The following is a 13,757-nucleotide window of genomic DNA, read 5'->3' on the forward strand; positions in this document are numbered from 1 at the left end:
GACGATTCTGCCCTTTCTGCCCTTCTGCCAACCTTTTCCGGCACCTTCGCGTTGACGCCATGTGAGTGATCCAACGGAAGACGCCGCGTACGCCGCCTTCGTCGAGGCGGCCTGGAACAGGCACATGGCGGTCGCCATCCTGCTCACCGGCGACCGTCATCGGGCTGAGGAACTACTCCAGGACTGCCTGGTGCGGCTGTACGTGCGGTGGCGGCGCGTAGGCTCCACCGACCCGCATGCCTACCTGCGACGCATGCTGGTCAACGGGAACGTCAGCTGGTGGCGGCGGCGTCAACGGGAACAGCCCACTGCCAGTCCGCCTGATCACGCCGATCCACGGTCCGGGCCGTACGAGCCGCACGAGGATCTACGGCGCGCGCTGCTCTCCCTGCCACGCAGGCAGCGCGCCATCGTCGTGCTCCGGCACTACGAGGACATGACGGAGAAAGCGGTCGCGGCGGCCCTCGGCTGCACAGTCGGCACCGTCAAGAATCAGCACTTCAGAGCGATGGCGCGGCTGCGCACGGCTCTTCGGGAAAGCCAGGAGGCGGCACGATGAACGACGACCAGGACCAGCTCGCACAGGCATTGCGGACCCTCGCCCATCGTGAACCGGTCACCCCCGCACCGGTGCCGGACCTGGTGCGCCGGGGACGCCGGGCCAGGCGGACCCGCGCCACGGCGGGCGCCATCGCCGCGACGGCCCTCGCCTCGGCAGCCGTCGTCTTGGTCGTGGGCGGTGGCGGCGTCAACCCCGCGGGCACGCCCATGAGCACGGCTCCGACCGCGAGCGCACCGCTCATCGAAGACGGTGCCCCCCGTTCACGATCTCTGGACGCCCGGTCCGTCCTGCTGGCCGCGGCCGAGACCGCCGCCCGCGAGCCGGTCACGTCGGGCTCCTACTGGTACACCCGGCAACGCACCTTCCAGCCGGTGCACTCCCTGCCGAGAAGCGGAACGAAGATCGGAAAGTCCGGGCAGGAGAAGATTCCGTTCTCGGCGACTGTGGCGAGCACCCAGGACAGCTGGTACGCCGGCGACAAGGGAGCGCCCAGCCGAACCGTTACCGGCCAGGATCCGAAGGTGGCCTTCGCCTCCCCGGCTGACGAGGCGACGTGGAAGCGCCTGGGCTCGCCCCCCTTGACCCGGGAGAAGCCGTCGACCAACGACTACGACGGGCAACTCTTCCATCAGATCGGCAATCACCGCTTCACGACCCGGCACCTGCTCGAGTTGCCGACCAGTAAGGACAGGCTGGAGAGCCGGCTGCGGCGGCTGTTCGACGAGGAGTCCCCCGGCGACTGGTGGCCGGCCAAGCCGGGGTTCACCGAGTACGTGTGGTCGGCGGCGCAGGACCTGCTGGCCGGTCCGATCAGCCCCGGGACCCGCGCCGCCCTCTACCGGCTGTTGGCCGAACAGCCCGCGATCAAGTCGCTGGGAGAGGTCACCGATCCGCTGGGCCGTACCGGGATCGCCCTGTCACTGACCACGGCGGACAACGGGGACGGTGCGGGCGAGTCACGACTGATCGTGGACGACGACACGGCGGAGCTGCTCTGCCACGAGTTCCGCTCCTACGGGCAGTCGGCACCGGCCTTGCAGGTCACCTACGAGGACATGGGCTGGGTCAGCGGCCTGGGCGAGCGTCCTGACACCGATTGACGCTTAGAAGAGTCCTGCCAAGGTCACGGTGATCCTTTCCGGTCACGGCACTAGCCGAAGAAGATCGTGAGCAGGGCCCAGACCGGGACCAGGGTGACCACCAGCGAGTCGAGCCGGTCCATCAGGCCGCCGTGGCCGGGCAGCACGCTGCCGAGGTCCTTGATCCCCAGGTCTCGCTTGATCACCGACTCGATGAGATCGCCCATCGTGGCGAGCACCACGACGACCGCGCCGATGAGCGCCCCCTGCCAGATCGCGCCGTGCAGCAACCAGGTCACCAGCCACGCGCCGACCGCCATGCAGGCGATCGCGGACCCGGCGAAGCCCTCCCAGGTCTTCTTCGGGCTGATCACCGGTGCCAGCGGGTGCCTGCCGAACAGCACGCCCGCGAAATATCCCCCGATGTCGCTGGCCACGGTGACCGCGACGAACACCACTATCCGGTGCGGCCCGTCCTGCGGTGACAGCAGCAGGCCGACGAACGCGGCGAGCAGTGCCGGATAGACCGCTATAAGCACGCCCGCCGAGGCGTCTCTGACGTACCCGTCGCTTCCCTGGAACATCCGCCAGGCCAGCAGCACCAGCACCAGCATGACGAAAACGCCCAGCAGCGACGCGGGGCCGCCCCAGTAGCCCGCGGCCAGCATGGCCGCCAGGCCGGCCTGCACGATGACCGTCGGCACCTTGATGCCCCGCTGGGCGACCGCGCCGGCCATCTCCGACACCCCGATGCCCACCGCCACGGCGACCACGACCAGGAAGAGCACCTTGAAGGTGTAGATCGTGCCGAGGACGAGCCCGGCGAGCACCAGCCCCACCGCGATCGCGGCGGGCAGGTTGCGCCCAGTGCGGCCGTTCTTCTCCGGGGTGTTGTCCGGAGTCTCGTCCGGGGTCATGTCCGCGGTTTCGCCCGTGGTCCTTCCCGTGCCGCCGCCCACGGGGCCGCCGTGGGTGTCGTCCCTGGTGTTGTAGGCGGCACTCGACGGCTCACCGCCGGCGGCACCCGGGGGGGTGGCGCCTTCCGCGGCAGGTTCCAAAGAATCCCACTCTCTCAGGGCCTGCGGCAGCCGATCTGCCCGGCCCTCTTACACATGATCCCTGCACCGGCCAGCGGACGGCGCAAGGATCATGATCATGCTTGCTCGCTCAGACTTCGAGCAGCTCGGCTTCTTTGTGCTTGAGCAGCTCGTCGATCTTGGCCACGTGCTTCTGGGTCAGATCGTCGAGCTCCTTCTCCGCCCTGCGCACCTCGTCCTCACCGGCCTCGCCGTCCTTGACCATCTTGTCGAGGGTCTCCTTGGCGTGGCGGCGGATGTTGCGGACGGAGACCCGGCTGCTCTCGGCCTTGGTCCGCGCGACCTTGATGTACTCCTTGCGACGCTCCTCGGAAAGCTCGGGGAACACCACCCGGATCACCGCGCCGTCGTTGCCGGGGTTGACTCCCAGGTCGCTGTCCCTGATCGCCTTCTCGATCGCGGTCATGGCGCCCTTGTCATAGGGCTGCACGATCACCATGCGGGCCTCGGGCACGTGGAACGAAGCCAGCTGCTGGATCGGGGTCGGCGTGCCGTAGTACTCGGCACTGATCTTGTTGAACATCGATGGGGTCACGCGGCCCGTGCGGATGCCGGCGAAGTCGTCCTTGGCGACCGCCACGGCCTTGTCCATCTTGTCCTCGGCTTCGAGGAGGGTTTCGTCGATCATAGCGGCTCCCTATTTCCCTGCCCGCGGGGGAAGCCCGCGGGCCACGGGCTTGACTTACCTTGCCGGACTCACCAGCGTGCCGATCTTCTCACCGCGGACCGCCCGGAGGATGTTGCCGTCGCCCATGAGGTCGAAGACCACGATGGGAAGGCCGTTGTCCATGCACAGGCTGATCGCCGTGGCGTCCATGACGCCGAGGCCCCGCGTGAGCACCTCCCCGTAGTCGAGGTGGTCGAACCTCACCGCGTCGGGGTTCTTCCGTGGGTCTGAGTCGTAGACCCCGTCCACCTGCGTGCCCTTGAGCAGAGCGGCGGCACCGATCTCCAGCGCGCGCTGGGCGGCGCAGGTGTCGGTGGAGAAGAACGGCGAGCCGAGGCCCGCGCCGAAGATGACCACGCGCCCCTTCTCCAGGTGACGGATGGCCCTGCGGGGCAGGAAGGGCTCGGCGACCTGCTGCATGGTGATGGCGGTCTGCACCCGGGTCTCGATCCCGCGCTTCTCCAGGTAGTCCTGGAGGGCGAGGCAGTTGATGACCGTGCCCAGCATGCCCATGTAGTCGGCGCGGGCGCGGTCCATGCCCTGCTCGGAGAGCGCTGCTCCGCGGAACATGTTGCCGCCGCCGACGACGACGGCGACCTGGACCCCCTCGTGCACGGCTTCGGCGATCGAGTCGGCCAGCTTGCCGACCACGGCGGGATCGATGCCCAGCGGCTCGCTCCCGGCGAACGCCTCACCGGAGAGCTTCAGCATGACGCGCTTCCAGCGCAGCGGGCCGGAATTCGACAAAGCCGCCGTCGTGGCGGGTTCGGTGTTCTCCTGCACGGCGGCGGCCTCCTCGTCTCGAATGAAAACTGTAGTAAGACTAAGCCTGACCAACCTTGTAACGGACAAAGGCCGTGACCTTGACGCCCGCCTCCTCGGCGACCTTGGCGACCTTCTTCTTCGGGTCCTTCACGAAGGACTGCTGAAGCAGCGTGAAGTCGCCGTACCAGCCGTTGATGCGGCCGTCAACGATCTTGGGAAGGGCGGCCTCCGGCTTGCCCTCCTCGCGGGTCATCTGCTCGAAGACGGCCCGCTCCTTCTCGATGACGTCGGCGGGCACCGCGTTGGGGCTGAGGTACTTGGGGGCCATCGCCGCGGCGTGCTGGGCGATGTCCTTGGCGACCTCGGCGTTCGGCACGTCGAGCTGGACCAGCACGCCGACGGCCGGCGGCAGCGCCGGGTCGGTCTTGTGCAGGTAAGAGCCGATGTAGCCGCCCTCAAGCACGGCGAAACGGCGGATCTCGATCTTCTCGCCCAGCGCGGCGTTGGCCTCGTCGAGCAGCTCCTTGACGGTCTTGCCGTCGATCTGGCTCTCCAGCAGCGAGGGCACGTCGCCCGGCTTGGCCTCGGCGATGTGGTCGACGACCGTGGCGGCGAGCTCCTGGAAGCGCTCACCCTTGGCGACGAAGTCGGTCTCGCAGTTGAGCTCCAGCAGGGCGGCCAGCGAGTCGCCCACGTGCTTCGCGGCGACCAGGCCGTTGGAGGCGGTGCGGGCCTCGCGCTTGCCGACGTCCTTGGCGCCCTTGATGCGCAGGATCTCGACGGCCTTGTCGAAGTCGCCCTCGGACTCCTCCAGCGCCTTCTTACAGTCCATCATGCCGGCCGCGGTCAGCTCACGAAGCCGCTTGACGTCGGCCATGTTCACAGAAGCCATTGTCCTAAACCCTCATGGGAGTCGTCGTGGATCGGGTGGGCGAGCCGGTGCCGCCCACCCCAGTCGAGCCTTTCCTGTACGGCGCGGCCGTACCTTACGCTTCCGCTGCTTTCCGCGTACGGCGGGGCGGTAACGCCAGCCTTTCGTTACGGCCGGCGCCGCGGCCCCGCCGTACGCGGGAAAGGTCAGTCCTCGGCGGGACGCTCGGCTGCCGGAGCCTCGGCGGCCGGGGTCTCGGCGGCGGGGGCCTCTTCGGCCGGAGCCTCCGCGGCGGGCGCCTCGGTGGCGGGGGCCTCGGTGGCGGGGGCCTCGGTGGCGGGGGCCTCGGTGGTCTCCTCGGTCGCCGTCTCGGCGGCCTCGGTCGCCGTCTCGGCGGTGACCTCGCCCTCGGCGCGCTCCAGCAGCTCGCGCTCCCACTCGGCCAGCGGCTCGGCCTGCGCGACACCGGCGGGCTTCTCGTCGCCGCGGCCGGCGCCGGCGCGGGCCATCAGGCCGTCGGCCACCGCGTCCGCGATGACGCGGGTGAGCAGGCTGACGGCGCGGATCGCGTCGTCGTTGCCCGGGATCGGGTAGTTGACCTCGTCGGGGTCACAGTTGGTGTCCAGGATGGCGACCACCGGGATGCCGAGCTTGCGAGCCTCGTTGATCCCGATGTGCTCCTTCTTGGTGTCGACGACCCACACCGCGCTGGGCACGCGGGACATGTCGCGAATACCGCCGAGGGTGCGCTCCAGCTTCTCCTTCTCGCGGCGGCGCATCAGAAGCTCCTTCTTGGTGAGCCCGGAGCCTGCCACGTTGTCGAAGTCGAGCTCCTCCAGCTCCTTCAGGCGCTGGAGCCTCTTGTGCACGGTGGAGAAGTTGGTGAGCATGCCGCCCAGCCAGCGCTGGTTGACATACGGCATGCCGACCCGGGTCGCCTGCTCGGCGATGGCCTCCTGGGCCTGCTTCTTGGTGCCGATGAACAGGATGGTGCCGCCGTGGGCGACCGTCTCCTTGACGAAGTCGTAGGCCCTGTCGATGAACGACAGCGACTTCTGCAGGTCGATGATGTAGATCCCGTTGCGCTCGGTGAAGATGAAGCGCTTCATCTTCGGGTTCCAGCGACGGGTCTGGTGCCCGAAGTGGACGCCGCTTTCGAGCAGCTGTCGCATGGTGACGACGGGAGCCATGGTGCCTCCTGGTCGGAGCGCCCATCGCTGGGCGCTGATCTCGGTTCGCGAGAGCCTCGCGGCCCTCGCCCTGACGCCCCGAGCCGCCCTGACCGGACTCACATCCGGACCGAGGAGGCGGCATCGCTGCCGGGCGTGCGAAGTCGGCCCGCATGTCACAGGCCATCGAAAAGTGTACCCGTATCCGGGCCCTCCGGTTGACCGCGACCAGTCAACCCCCTAGAGTCACCTCCCCCTCACCCGGGTGTCATGCCCGGTCTCTCTCCGGCGCCAACGGGAACATCTGCATCAGCACCTGCACCCTCCTGGCCCCCGTCGGAGCGTCCTGCGGCGCCCGGTCCCGCGCCAGATACGGCTCCAGCAGCGCGTCCATGCTCGCCACCAGTCCCTCCAGCTCCTCGGCGTCCACCCGGAGCAGCGCCTGGCCGATCCTGCTGGCCTGGCGCCACTCCCGCGACTCGCCGCCGTAGCGGTCGAGGAAGCGCATGACGTCGGCCGTCCACATGTTCATCGCCGCCCTGGTCACCTCGCCGACGGCCTCGGCGGAGTCCGGCGCGCGGTCGTTCTCCACCATGGTGAGCCCGCGGTGCAGCGCCTGCCAGACCCGCTCCCGCCCGTCCGCGCGCGCCGGCGCGTCGCCGACGAACCCGTACTTCGCCAGCATCCGCAGGTGGTAGCTGGCCGCGCTGGGCGAGACCTCCGCGGCGGCCGCGCACTCCGTCGCCGTGGCCGGCCCCTGCGCCTGCAGCCTGCTCAGGATGGCGAGCCTCGCCGGATGCGCCAGGGCCCGCATCGCCCGGGGGTCGTCAACCATCCTGTTCTGCCGCTCCATGACCAAACGCTAACGCCTCCCCACCTCAACTCCCCGCCACCGGCCGACACCGACCCACACCGACCGGCACCGGCCGGCACCCGGCGGCCCAGCCTCCACACCACCGCACCACCGCACCGGCGACCTTGGGACGCAGCGCCTCCGCACCACCGCACAGCCGCACAGCCGCACCGGCGACCTTGGGACGCAGCGCCTCTGCACCACCGCGCCTCCACACCCACACCGCCGCGCCTGCGCCCCGCACCGCAGCACCCCGCCCCGCACCGCACCGCAGCGCCTCCGCACCGCTAAAGGCGCGCCCCAAGGCGCCTCCTCAGGCGCGACACAATCCCGAAAGCTTCCCTTCATAACTTTGAAGGATTACTTTCATAGTTATGACCGTACTGAACGTTCCCCCGCTTCGCAGGCAGCGCGACTTCCGCCTCCTGTGGTCCGCCCGCGCCGTGTCCGAGACCGGCATGGAGGTGTCCCGTCTCGCCCTGCCGCTGACCGCCGTCGCCCTGCTCGGCGGCTCGGCGCTGGAGATGGGCGTCCTCACTGCGGCATCCGCCCTGCCGTACCTGCTGGTCGGGCTCCCCGCAGGCGCCCTCGCCGACCGGCTGCCCCGGCGCAGGCCGGTGCTGGTGGCGTGCGAGGCGGTCTCCGCGCTCGCCATGGCCACAGTGCCGCTCGCCTGGCTCGCCGGGCTGCTGACGATCCCGTGGCTGATCGCGGTGGCCTTCGTGGTGGGGTTGTGCGCCGTGATGTTCCGCGCCTGCTGGCTGCCGCACCTGCCGAGCGTCGTCACCGCCGAGCACCAGCGCGGTCCCGCCGTCGCCGGCTTCCAGGCGATCTACTCCGCCGCGAACGCCGGCGGCCCCGCCCTCGCCGGCACCCTGGCCGGCCTCTTCGGCGCCCCCCTGGCCATCCTCGCCACCGCCGCCACCTTCACCGCCTCCGCCCTCTCCCTCCACTCCCTCCAAACCCCCGAACCCACCTATTCCCCCCTAAATCCCCCAACTGACCGACACCCACCCTCTCCAAACCCACCCACCGATCGGCATCCCCCCACCCCGAAACCATCCACCGACCGAACGTTCCCCTCCCAGACGCCATCCACCAACCAACGCCCCTCCCCACCGGCGCCAACCACCGACGGTGATTCCCGCCCCCTGAAGCCATCCACCGACCCGACGCTCCCCAAACAAGCGCCAACCCCCAACCGACGCCCCTCCCCACCGGCGCCAACCCCCGACCCGACGCTCCCCTCACAAACGCCAACCCCCAACCGGCGTCTCCCTTCACCGGAACCATTTACCGGCCCATTGCTCCCCACACAGACGCCGACCCCCAACCGGGCTTTCCCCTCACAAACGCCATCCACCGAACGAGGTCTCACCTTCTCGGAGCCATCCACCGACCCATCCCTCCCCTCACAAGCGCCGACCGCCAACCGGGCTTTCCCTTCACCGGAACCAACCACCGACCTAACGCTCCCGTCACAGGCGCCAACCCCCAACTGGGGTTTCCTCTCCCCGGAACCATCCGCCGATCGGACGCCCCCCGGACCAGTGCCGACCACCGACCGAAGCTCCCTCCCCGATGCCGGATCGCCGGGTGTGTGCCCGTCCTCCCCCGCTCCCGGTTCTCCCACCGACCGGCGCTCCCGCCCCGCTGACGGCGCGGCCACCCGCCGTCCAAGCCGGGGGCCGGGGACGAACCTGGTGGGTGAGATGGGCGAGGGGATCCGGATGGCGTTCACCCATCCGATCCTGCGCCCGCTGGTGACGGCCGCCATGACGGTGAACTTCGTCGGCGCCGCCCACATGGCGCTGTTCATCCTCTTCGCCGTCCAGGTACTCGGGATCCCCGCCGGTCTGGTGGGGTTGCTCACGGCGGCCGGCGGCATCGGCGGGGTGGCCGGCGCCGCCGCCTCCCCTCGCCTGGCCCGCCGCTTAGGAGAGCACCGACTGCTCCTCACCGCCATCGTGCTGATCCCCGTGGATCTCGCGGCGGTGGCGGCGGCGAACGGACCGCTCGGCTTCGTCATGCCGCTCCTGGCGGTCAGCGGCGCCGTCACCGGGATCGCACTGGGCATGGCGAGCGTCTGCTACAGCACCATCCAGCTACGCGAGACGCCTCCGGCGCTTCTCGGCCGAGTCAACGCGACCATGACCGTGGCGACACACGGGATCATGGCCCTCGGTGGCATCACCGGCGGCCTGCTGGGCGAACTCCTCGGCCTGCGCCCAGCATTATGGATCTGCGCCGCCCTCGCCGCCCTGGCCATCCCCCTGACCTGGCTCTCCCCGCTCCGCCCCTGACTCGCATCCCCACTGTCCACAGGTCACCGCAGAACCCGATTCCGTTTTCAACAGCTCTCGTTCCCACCACGCCGACCACCCCCGGAACACGTCACCCTTCCGAGGTGAACCCGCTCCGCATCCCGCACACCCTCACCGCCGGTCTGCTCGTAGCCTGCGTCGCCGCCCTCTTCGTGTGGCCCTCGACGACACCACCCCGCACGAGCACCATCGCGACGCACCCGGCCGCCGACGCCCACGACCTCCCGGTCGCGTCATCGCCCGCCGACCCCACCCCCACAAAACCGGCGACGACCCCCCAACCCGGCGTCCCCCCGGCAACTACGCCAGGCGTCCCCCCGGCAACCGCACCAGAGGGTGGCCAGGCCAGGCGATGGGGCTGGCCCGTGGCGGGGCAACCGCGCGTCCTCCGCCGCTTCCATCCGCCGCCGGAGCCGTGGTTGTCCGGCCATCGCGGCGTCGACCTCGCGGCGAACCCGGGAGACACCGTCTACGCGGCAGGCGACGGCGTCATCGGCTTCGCCGGACCGGTCGGCGGGCGAGGCGTCGTCACGATCACCCACGAAAACGGCCTCCGCACGTCATACCTGCCGCTGACCCCCACCGTGAAACGCAACCAACAAGTCCAAAAAGGCGACCCCCTAGGCACCCTCGCCACCCCCACAACGCCCCCACTCCCCACAGCCACAACAGCCCCCACCCCAACCACTCCTCTCCCTACAGACTCTCCGGTCTCCGATGACGGGAATATCCCTGTACGCGCTTCCGTCTCTGGCACGGCCCACGCTGCGGTACCCCAAGGCGCGAGCACCTCTGCGTACGCTCCAGTGACCTACGAAACACACCGCACTGCCTCCGTAGGCACTGAGCTCCCTACACACGCTCCGGTCCCCCAAGACACGCATGCCGCTGCGTTCTGCAGAGGCGCAGAGATCCCTGGACGCGCTCCGCTCTACGGCATGGACCACACTGCGGTCTCCAATAGAGCGAACATCCCTGCAAACGCTCCGGTCCTCCAAGACGCGCAAGGCACTGCGGCCTCCAGAGGCGCTGAGATCCCAGCGCTTCCTACAGGTCTCACAACCCACTGTCCGACCTCATGCCTGCACTGGGGACTGCGCCGTGGCCCCCTCTACCTCGACCCCCTCCTCCTCGTAGGCGCCACCCACCCCCGCCTCCTCCCCCTCTGGACAACCACTTCCTGAAGGCCCTGACCATCCGCCCTCTGACCATCCGCCCTCTGAGCACCCGGAGACGGGACGTCGGGGGCCGCTCCGCCCACCCGCGCGACAACGCCCCTGAACATGTCCCGGGAATGCCAGCCGGCAGCCAGGACCAGAGCTCGGTGGCCACTCCGGCCGGCCATGGCGGTTCACTCCAGGCAGGTGATCTACATCCGTAGATGTGTTCTACGCCCGTGGATGTGATCTACGCCCGTGGATGTGCCTGGCGGTAGGCGGCGCGGAGACGTTCGGTGGAGACGTGGGTGTAGATCTGCGTGGTGTTGAGCGAGGCGTGGCCGAGCATCTCCTGGACGCTGCGCAGGTCTGCGCCGCCCTCCAGCAGATGGGTCGCCGCGGTGTGCCGCAGGCCGTGCGGCCCCATGTCCGGAATTCCCTCGACCTCGCCCAGGCGGGCGTGCACGACTCGACGCACAGTGCCCTGATCGATTCGCCCGCCCCTGGCGCCCAGGAACAGCGCCGGACCGGTGCCCTCACGGATCCACCGGGAGCGCCCCTGCACACACCACTTGTCCAGCGCGTGCAGCGCGGGCAACCCGAAGGGCACGGTCCGCTCTTTGCGCCCCTTGCCGAGGACGCGGAGCGTACGCCGGTCCCGATCGACGTCGTCCACGTCTAGTCCGCACAGCTCGCCGACCCTGATGCCGGTCGCGTAGAGGACCTCCATGATCGCCTGGTCCCGCAGGTCCTTGGGCTCGGTCGTCACGGAGCCATTGAGCGTCGTCACGGAGCCGTTGAGAACGGCCTGCGCCGCGTCCTGCGCGAGGACCTTGGGCAGTGTCCGGCCGGCCTTCGCCGATCCCAGCAGCAGACTCGGATCACCCGGCAGCCAACCCTTGCGGTGGGCGAAAGCCGTGAACGTGCGGGCGCATGCCGTACGGCGGGCGAGCGTGGCCCTCGACCGTCCGGCGCGATGCTGGTCCGCCAGCCACTCCCGCAGCAGCCCGATGTCGAGACCGGTCAGATCCTCGGCCCCGGAGGCCACCAGGTAACCGAACAGCGCGTCGACGTCTCCCAGGTAGGCGCGGACGGTGTGCGGTGAGAGTCCTCGCTCCAGGCGAAGATGCCGCTCGAACTCCGCCCGCACCTCGACAAGATCCGGCATCTCGCCCACCGACCCGCCACCTCCCTGAAGCACCCTCTCCCTGATCATCTTCCCGCCCACAACCCGGAAATAGCACCGACCGCTATACCGAAACCACCCACCTAAGCCACCAACCACCACCGAAACCAACCCAAAGAAAGAACCCCCCGAGGGGCGGCGCCACCGCGTAGACGGTGGGCCGACCGCGCACGATCTCGGCAGCGTACGCGGCTTGGTGCAGCCCGAGGCTGAGCGCGGCCTCGTGCAGCGCGAGGCCGAGCGCGGCGGCGGTGAGCGGGCTGATCACGTCCATGGCGCCGATGTCGAGGCGCGTGACCGGCAGGCCGGGCGCCACCGTCACGCTCTCCCCCGATCGTCCATGTTCGGTCAGTCCGCGCCCTCCTCGTGCGGCCCTGTCCGCACTCCGCCCACCTATGCGTGAACCCCCGCCACATCGCCCTGTCCTCACTCGGCCTACCTGTGCGTGAACCCCTGCCGGATCTCCCTGTCCGCACTCGGCACGCCCGTGCGCGAACCCCCACCACATCGCCCTGTTCGCGCTCGGCCTACCTATGCGTGCCCCCCGCCACATCGCCCCGTCCGCACTCGACCCACCCATGCGCGAACCCCCACCACATCGCCCTGTTCGCGCTCGACCCACCCGTGCGCGAACCCCTGCCGTATTGCTCCCCTTGTGCTGCTCTGCTCGTGGTGGGCTGGCTCTGCTTGAGAGCTCACGGCGAGAAGCCGCGAGAAGCGCAGGCCAACCGACCGCGAAGCCACACAGTGAAAGCCGCACACGAGCGAGGGTGAACGCGAATCACGCTCACTCCACGAGCAGGGCCGATCTCAGGGTTGGGGGGCGTCAGGTGTGTGGGAGGGCTCGCCAGCCATGTCGGGTGCGTTGGACGTAACCGGCGGCTGCCAGGGCGCCCAGGCAGCTCAGGGCCGTGGCGAGGTCTACTTCGGCGGCGACCGCGATCGTGGCCGGGCCGGCGCCGCCGCCGCGGGCGGGGACGGCGTCAAGGACGCGGCGGGTTTCGGTGCCGAGGGTGTCCCGTGGCAGCACGGGGCCGCGGCGGTGCGGACGGGCGTCGTCGCCGATGAGGCCCACCAGGTCGATGACCTCCGCGGCGCTGGTGACGCAGACCGCCTTGCCCTGGCGCAGCAGGTGGTGGCAGCCTGCCGAAAGGCCCGACGTCACCGGGCCCGGGACCGCGCCGAGATGCCTGCTCAGGGAGACCGCGTGGTTCGCGGTGTTCAGGGCGCCGCTGCGCAGGGCCGCTTCGACGACCACGGTGCCCCTGGACAGGGCCGCGATCAACCGGTTGCGGACGAGGAAGCGGCTGCGTGTGGGGTGCACCCCCAGCGGGCACTCGCTCACCAGGGCGCCCTGGTCCCGCACGGCGGCGAAGAGCTCATGGTGCCCCTGCGGGTAGCAGAAATCGGTGCCGCAGGCGAGCACCGCGATGGTGGGCGTCTCGCCGGTCAGCGCGCCTCGGTGGGCCGCGCCGTCGATGCCGTAGGCGCCGCCGCTGATCACTGTCCAGCCGTCGTGGCCGAGGTCCACGCCGAGCGTGGCGGCGACGTGCGCACCGTACGCCGTGGCGGCCCGTGCGCCGACCAGTGCCACCGACCTGAGGCAGGAGAACCTCAGATCGGCCGTGCCGTGCACCCACAGTCCCACCGGGCGGGCATGGCCGAGGTCGTCGAGCTGGGTGGGCCACTCGATGTCGCCCGGCACCACCAGGCGGGCGCCACCGGCCTCACCGGCGGCCAGGTCGGCGGCGGGGTCGGCCGCCTGGAGCCGCGCCCGCCATCCCGCCAGGCGTTGTGCCACGGCACGCCAGCGCCGGTACTCCTCCTCGCGGTCGTCGCCGTGCTCCGGGGACAACCGCCCGCGCCCCTCGACGGCCAGGCGGCCACGCCGGATCTGCGCGAGCGCCTCCACCGGACCACAGCTCGCGACGAGAAGACCCAGGAGAGGATCGCCCGCCTCCGCCGCCCGCATCAACGCCACCCGCGCCAACCGCCCCTCAGCATCCGCCGAGCCAGCCCCAGCGGGA

At 70.1% G+C, this 13,757-nt stretch carries 13 protein-coding genes; 4 read left to right on the forward strand and 9 right to left on the reverse strand.

The window, feature by feature from the left end; all coding sequences use genetic code 11:
* Nucleotides 1-61 precede the first annotated feature (61 nt).
* Nucleotides 62-559, forward strand: a complete 498-nt coding sequence (locus QSK26_RS00205) for a SigE family RNA polymerase sigma factor (protein ID WP_285772844.1) — start codon at nt 62-64, stop codon at nt 557-559.
* Nucleotides 556-1,662 carry a CU044_5270 family protein gene (locus QSK26_RS00210; protein WP_285772845.1) on the forward strand — a complete coding sequence of 369 codons (1,107 nt, stop codon included), beginning with the start codon at nt 556-558 and terminating at the stop codon, nt 1,660-1,662. The genes QSK26_RS00205 and QSK26_RS00210 overlap by 4 nt, the downstream gene beginning before the upstream one ends.
* A 50-nt stretch (nt 1,663-1,712) precedes the next feature.
* On the opposite strand, the gene QSK26_RS00215 is transcribed toward QSK26_RS00210, so the two are convergent.
* The 6 genes from QSK26_RS00215 to QSK26_RS00240 all read right to left on the reverse strand — a co-directional run bounded on the left by QSK26_RS00215 (nt 1,713) and on the right by QSK26_RS00240 (nt 7,063).
* Nucleotides 1,713-2,699, reverse strand: a complete 987-nt coding sequence (locus QSK26_RS00215) for a phosphatidate cytidylyltransferase (RefSeq protein ID WP_285772846.1) — start codon at nt 2,697-2,699, stop codon at nt 1,713-1,715.
* A gap of 109 nt (nt 2,700-2,808) precedes the next feature.
* Nucleotides 2,809-3,366 carry a ribosome recycling factor gene (gene frr, locus QSK26_RS00220; RefSeq protein WP_285772847.1) on the reverse strand — a complete coding sequence of 186 codons (558 nt, stop codon included), beginning with the start codon at nt 3,364-3,366 and terminating at the stop codon, nt 2,809-2,811.
* A gap of 54 nt (nt 3,367-3,420) precedes the next feature.
* The gene (pyrH, locus tag QSK26_RS00225) at nt 3,421-4,116 is read right to left on the reverse strand and encodes a UMP kinase (protein ID WP_285773510.1); all 696 of its coding nucleotides are present in this window, start codon (nt 4,114-4,116) and stop codon (nt 3,421-3,423) included.
* 112 nt (nt 4,117-4,228) lie between these two features.
* On the reverse strand, nt 4,229-5,062 hold the full coding sequence (gene tsf, locus QSK26_RS00230; protein ID WP_285772848.1) for a translation elongation factor Ts: 834 nt from the start codon (nt 5,060-5,062) through the stop codon (nt 4,229-4,231).
* A 185-nt stretch (nt 5,063-5,247) separates the two neighbouring features.
* The gene (gene rpsB / locus QSK26_RS00235; RefSeq protein WP_285772849.1) at nt 5,248-6,231 is read right to left on the reverse strand and encodes a 30S ribosomal protein S2; all 984 of its coding nucleotides are present in this window, start codon (nt 6,229-6,231) and stop codon (nt 5,248-5,250) included.
* A 247-nt stretch (nt 6,232-6,478) separates the two neighbouring features.
* Nucleotides 6,479-7,063 carry an ArsR/SmtB family transcription factor gene (locus QSK26_RS00240; RefSeq protein WP_285772850.1) on the reverse strand — a complete coding sequence of 195 codons (585 nt, stop codon included), beginning with the start codon at nt 7,061-7,063 and terminating at the stop codon, nt 6,479-6,481.
* A 374-nt stretch (nt 7,064-7,437) separates the two neighbouring features.
* Between QSK26_RS00240 and QSK26_RS00245 the strand changes: the two genes are divergently transcribed.
* Nucleotides 7,438-9,366 carry an MFS transporter gene (locus QSK26_RS00245; RefSeq protein ID WP_285772851.1) on the forward strand — a complete coding sequence of 643 codons (1,929 nt, stop codon included), beginning with the start codon at nt 7,438-7,440 and terminating at the stop codon, nt 9,364-9,366.
* Complete coding sequence (locus QSK26_RS41665) at nt 9,300-10,571, forward strand: murein hydrolase activator EnvC family protein (protein WP_352244272.1); 1,272 nt, start codon at nt 9,300-9,302, stop codon at nt 10,569-10,571. The genes QSK26_RS00245 and QSK26_RS41665 overlap by 67 nt, the downstream gene beginning before the upstream one ends.
* Nucleotides 10,572-10,794: 223 nt before the next feature.
* On the opposite strand, the gene QSK26_RS00250 is transcribed toward QSK26_RS41665, so the two are convergent.
* The 3 genes from QSK26_RS00250 to dprA all read right to left on the reverse strand — a co-directional run bounded on the left by QSK26_RS00250 (nt 10,795) and on the right by dprA (nt 13,702).
* Nucleotides 10,795-11,712, reverse strand: a complete 918-nt coding sequence (locus tag QSK26_RS00250) for a tyrosine recombinase XerC (RefSeq protein WP_285773511.1) — start codon at nt 11,710-11,712, stop codon at nt 10,795-10,797.
* An 82-nt stretch (nt 11,713-11,794) separates the two neighbouring features.
* The gene (locus QSK26_RS00255; protein ID WP_285772852.1) at nt 11,795-12,052 is read right to left on the reverse strand and encodes a hypothetical protein; all 258 of its coding nucleotides are present in this window, start codon (nt 12,050-12,052) and stop codon (nt 11,795-11,797) included.
* A gap of 504 nt (nt 12,053-12,556) precedes the next feature.
* Nucleotides 12,557-13,702, reverse strand: coding sequence for a DNA-processing protein DprA (dprA, locus tag QSK26_RS00260; RefSeq protein WP_285772853.1), 1,146 nt, complete (start codon nt 13,700-13,702; stop codon nt 12,557-12,559).
* Between the last annotated feature and the right edge of the window lie 55 nt (nt 13,703-13,757).

Source organism: Microtetraspora sp. NBRC 13810, from assembly GCF_030268685.1.
Classification (GTDB): Bacteria; Actinomycetota; Actinomycetes; order Streptosporangiales; family Streptosporangiaceae; genus BSRQ01.

Bases quoted from the DNA above. Each gene is read 5' to 3' on its own strand.
- frr (WP_285772847.1), bottom strand. From the start codon at position 3,366: ATGATCGACGAAACCCTCCTCGAAGCCGAGGACAAGATGGACAAGGCC.
- rpsB (WP_285772849.1), bottom strand. From the start codon at position 6,231: ATGGCTCCCGTCGTCACCATGCGACAGCTGCTCGAAAGCGGCGTCCAC.
- QSK26_RS00245 (WP_285772851.1), top strand. From the start codon at position 7,438: ATGACCGTACTGAACGTTCCCCCGCTTCGCAGGCAGCGCGACTTCCGC.
- QSK26_RS00210 (WP_285772845.1), top strand. From the start codon at position 556: ATGAACGACGACCAGGACCAGCTCGCACAGGCATTGCGGACCCTCGCC.
- QSK26_RS41665 (WP_352244272.1), top strand. From the start codon at position 9,300: ATGGATCTGCGCCGCCCTCGCCGCCCTGGCCATCCCCCTGACCTGGCT.
- QSK26_RS00240 (WP_285772850.1), bottom strand. From the start codon at position 7,063: ATGGAGCGGCAGAACAGGATGGTTGACGACCCCCGGGCGATGCGGGCC.
- QSK26_RS00250 (WP_285773511.1), bottom strand. From the start codon at position 11,712: ATGCCGGATCTTGTCGAGGTGCGGGCGGAGTTCGAGCGGCATCTTCGC.
- dprA (WP_285772853.1), bottom strand. From the start codon at position 13,702: ATGCGGGCGGCGGAGGCGGGCGATCCTCTCCTGGGTCTTCTCGTCGCG.
- tsf (WP_285772848.1), bottom strand. From the start codon at position 5,062: ATGGCTTCTGTGAACATGGCCGACGTCAAGCGGCTTCGTGAGCTGACC.
- pyrH (WP_285773510.1), bottom strand. From the start codon at position 4,116: ATGCTGAAGCTCTCCGGTGAGGCGTTCGCCGGGAGCGAGCCGCTGGGC.